At 38.0% G+C, this 4684-nt stretch carries 2 protein-coding genes and 1 pseudogene; all 3 read left to right on the forward strand.

The window, feature by feature from the left end; all coding sequences use genetic code 11:
- Positions 1 to 1117: pseudogene (locus ACY65O_RS05035) on the forward strand (hypothetical protein); the annotation flags it as partial.
- Between the two features lie 12 nt (positions 1118 to 1129).
- Complete coding sequence (locus ACY65O_RS05040) at positions 1130 to 3826, forward strand: hypothetical protein (RefSeq protein WP_462219757.1); 2697 nt, start codon at positions 1130 to 1132, stop codon at positions 3824 to 3826.
- 36 nt (positions 3827 to 3862) lie between these two features.
- A complete protein-coding gene (locus ACY65O_RS05045) occupies positions 3863 to 4354 on the forward strand; it encodes a hypothetical protein (protein ID WP_462219758.1) in 492 nt (163 codons plus the stop codon).
- Positions 4355 to 4684 lie beyond the last annotated feature (330 nt).

Genomic DNA, 4684 nt, shown 5'->3' on the forward strand with positions numbered 1-4684 from the left:
AGATGTAAATAATCCACGCTTTAGTTATTACAGAATTACGGGGCCTACCGCAGATTTTACTATTGCCGGTATTACAGCAGGTAATGATGGCAGGTTGCTCACCCTTTTTAACCGTACCGGTTTTACCATGCAACTAAATAATGAAGATGTAAATGCTGCTGTTACAGATATGATAGTAACCGGAACCAATGCAGATATCACCATTATAAATAAAGGCATAGTAAATCTTCAATACGATGCCACTGAGCAAAAATGGATTGTAAAAAGCAGCAGCAAAGGCAGCGTTAGCGGTGGAGGGGGTTTTTGGGATGCAAGTGGCAGTAATATTTTTAATAACAATACAGGTAATGTGGGCATCGGTACAAATAATCCTTACACAAGACTTACAATAGAAACACCTTATAATACATCGGGCTGGTATCATATTGGCAGAAACGGCACTGACTCTATTGTGGTTGGCGAAGGTATCGGCGGAGTGTCTGCTGCTATCGGCACCTCTACCAATCATGCATTAAGGTTTACAGCGGGGCCCGGCAGTGGTAAGGTTTCTATTTATCCATCAGGAGATGTTGTAATTGGTGACAATAATGTTGGATCGGTTGGAAGACTTACTGTTAAAACAACAAATAACGCTGATGGTATATCGCATATAGGAGATGGTGGGAATATTTTGAAAACCCGAATGGGTGGAACATCAGCAGGCATTGGTACCTTCTCTCCCACTAATATGCGAATTTTTAGTGGTGGTTTAAGCAGAATATTAATTTCTGAAGCAACGGGGAATGTAGGAATAGGAACTGACAATCCAACTTATAAACTATCGGTACTTGGTAATATAAGATGTACAGAAGCTGTGGTAGAAACCGGATGGGCAGATTATGTTTTTGAAAAAAATTATCAATTGCCCTCTTTAAATGATGTTGAAAAATTTATCCTTCAAAACAAACACCTGCCCAATATTCCCTCTGCTGCCGAAATTGAGAAAAACGGATTGCATTTAGGAGATACCCAAAAAAGAATGATGGAAAAAATTGAAGAACTCACTTTGTACATCATTCAGCAGCAAAAAGAAATAGATGCATTAAAAGAAAAGATAAATAACGTAAATAAAAATTAATAAATAATTATCATGCCAGTACGTTATTTACTTATACTGCTGATCACACTATTTGGCATCAGCAGTAGCAGCTACTCACAAACACCTGACGATTTACCCCCGGAACTTGTTTCAAAAATAACAGGTAAAAAAAGGTATGCTGAAATAATGAATGAAGTGGACAAATATTACAGAAGTAATAATTATCAAACCAATCCTAAACTTTTTTCGCAATATAAAAAATGGAACCGATGGGCCTGGTGGGCAGTAAGGCATTTGAATGAAAAGGGCGAGGTAGAGCCAAAAACAGCAGAATATTTTGAAGAGGCAAGAAAAATGAAAGCAATTACCAATGCAAATACAACAGCATCACCAACTTCCACCGGTGGAACCTGGACATCTGTTGGCCCCTTTTCTACCGCCTGGGGCAATGCATATGGCAGCAGAGGTATTGGCAGAATTGACAGATTAGTATTTCATCCAACCAACCCCAATATTATTTTAGCAGGCAGCCCGGCAGGGGGTGTATGGCGAACAAATAATGGTGGTACCAATTGGTTCTCTATTTCGTCTTCAGTTCCTAACTGCGGTATTGCCGGTATTGTATTTGGCAACAACGACCCATCGGGTAATACAATTTATATACTCACAGGAGATTTATTTGGTTCCTATTTTTTAAGCAATTTTAATTTTAATCAAAATAGTGCAGGGGTATTAGTTACATACAATGGTGGATTTACCTGGAACAAATTGGGCAACTCTGAAACTGCACTAAAAAATTTAATTCCTTTTAAACTTATTCAACTAAGAAATAATCCAAACATACTTATTGCAGTTACTAATGGTGGCCCTTATTCTACAACTGATTTTGGAGTTACATGGAATAGAATTGCTGGTACCCGAAACGATACATACGATATAGAGCAACATCCAACCAACGATGCCATTGTATATTATTCTACAAGTAATACAGTGGGCAAATCAACAGACTTTGGACAAACATTTACAGAAATAAATTCCTTTACTCCTGCAACTGGTTCTGCTACCCGAAGTCAATTAGCCATTACTCCGGCTAACCCTAACGAAGTTTATTATTTACAATGCGGCGGTACAAACAGTATTTATAAATCTACAAACAGCGGCGACAACTTTAGCAGGATAAATACAGCAAACCTTATGGCTGGACAATTTAGTTACAACTATGCATTTGCCATTAACCCTTTCAACAATAATTTTATGGTGGCTGCAGGAATTACCCTTGCAGCTTCCAGTAATAATGGAGCAACTTTTCCCAATGTAACAGTTGCCGGAGTAAACCTGCCCGGCCCGGTGCCAAATAATTATTTACATTCAGATGTACATGACCTGGCTTATAATCCACTCAATGGCTTATTATATGCCGGTAGTGATGGAGGTGTGTCAGTAAGCAACGATAACGGTGTTAACTGGACGGATATCTCCAACGGTTTACAATGCACACAATATTACCACATGGATGGTTTTGAAAATGTTCAAAATTTATACATTGGCGGCACACAGGATAATGGCAGCAACTATACTACTAACGGAGGCAGCATGGTATATGCAGGATCGGGTGATGGATTTGCTGTTGATTTTGTAAATACCAATAATGATTTCTTTTTTATGGTGGAAAATAATACTGTAAGCCGTTATAGAAGAAGTACCAATTCTTTATCACAAGTATCAAACACAATACCTGCAGCTAACAGAACTTTCTTTCCAGATGTTATATGTCATCCTACTAATGGCAACATAGCCTACATAGCTTATGCAAACACTGTATGGCGCACAACTGATCAGGGTACATCATGGACACAGGTAGCCACTATTAGTAATAATGATGGAGGAGCTGGTTTTAGCCGAACCTATAATGGAGGTTTTGCAGTAAGTGCCCAGGTGCCGGATAGAATATATGCTGCCAGTGCAAATACAGTAAGAATATCTAATAATCAGGGATCAAACTGGACTACCATATCCGGCAACACAGGCTGGCCAGCAAGTTTTGGAACTATTACTGATATAGCAACAAGAAGTAACAATGCTAATGAGATATGGGTAACCACTACCGGCAACAATGGAGCAAATAGAATAATATACAGCAGTAATGCAGGAGCCAGTTGGGTTAATTTTACCGGGTCTTTACCTAATGTACCCGTATATTCAATCTTTTATACTGCTGAAGGTGATGCATACATAGGAACAGAATTAGGCGTTTACTTTATGGATTTTACAATGAATGACTGGGTTCCTTTTTATAACGGGCTGCCTGTAATACCTGTAACAGATTTATTTGTAAACGAAGCTGCAGGAACTATTGCTGCGTCTACAATGGGCCGTGGTATTTGGCTAAGTGATTTGTACAGCGATTGCGGACCTTTCATGTTTTTAAGCGGACTTACACAGGGCGCTAATTTTTATCAATCAAATGGTTTTATTGAAACAAAACAAGAAGTCCCTGGCTCGTATGGCAATCAACTGCGCCTACGTTCTCCAACAAAAATAATTTTTAAGGCAGGGTCACCCGGTTTTAGTATTAAAGCTGGCGCCTATATGCATGCAGTAATTGGTAATTGCGGGCAGGGAGTTTTTAGTAAAGAGAGTAACAGTAATACAGTAATATCAAAAGAAGAATATTTGAAATTAAATAGAACGCAAAATTTTATAAATGCAGATACTGCTAAAAAACCTAACGTTTTATTAACTCAATAAAAATAAATATTACTCCTCTCAAAAAAAACCACCGCTATGAAACAAATGATTTCAATTTTATTTATAGCTGCCACGCTTTATTCCTGTGGCACCAATAGCCAAACAAAAGCCATTGAAAAAGCAACGCAAATTCAATCTGTCATTAAACCCGGTATTGTTGCTACAACCGCCAGCGGTTATACTATGAATGCCAGCATAAATGGCAGTTATTGGGAGGCATCGTCCATGATGCCCCCAGATGCTGCCGGCAGAATAGTGGGATATTATGAAAAGGATTACATAGGCCTGCCATACAGCAAATCAAATTTAAAAGCAGGAAGGAAAATTATTTTAAGTGAAAATGAAGCTGGAGATATTTTCCTTGATGACGGCTGCTCATACCCTCTCACAAAAGGAGAAATAGAAATTACAAAAGTGGATGGCAGCTGGGCGGAGGGGAAATTCTTTTTTACAACCAGTTGCAGCATCACAAAAAAGGTTGTGGAAGTTGCGGACGGTTTTTTTAGGATACCGGTTGCAAAAAAGTAATGAGTAAAATTATCATCAATTAAAAAATAAAAATGAAAAAGTATTTAAACATTGTACTTGCCGCATTAATGCTATCAGGTATTTTATTTACATATATGTAGCAGGCTACGAAAATAAAGTAGCAAAATACTGGAAAAACGGAACAGGGATAAGCCTTACTGATGGCTCTAAACTTGCTGTTGCAACTGCTATTGTAATAGCCAATTAGTATTTAAATAATTGCCGGTAACGGAGGCGGATTTTTTTCAAAACAGAACCAGTACACAAAATAAATTTAATATATCTTACATTGTTCAAATTAATTGTAAAAGGGATACCTGTAAAATCACC

This window comes from Ferruginibacter sp. (genome assembly GCF_031430955.1).
Taxonomy (GTDB): domain Bacteria; phylum Bacteroidota; class Bacteroidia; order Chitinophagales; family Chitinophagaceae; genus Ferruginibacter.

Bases quoted from the DNA above. Each gene is read 5' to 3' on its own strand.
- ACY65O_RS05045 (WP_462219758.1), top strand. From the start codon at position 3,863: ATGAAACAAATGATTTCAATTTTATTTATAGCTGCCACGCTTTATTCC.
- ACY65O_RS05040 (WP_462219757.1), top strand. From the start codon at position 1,130: ATGCCAGTACGTTATTTACTTATACTGCTGATCACACTATTTGGCATC.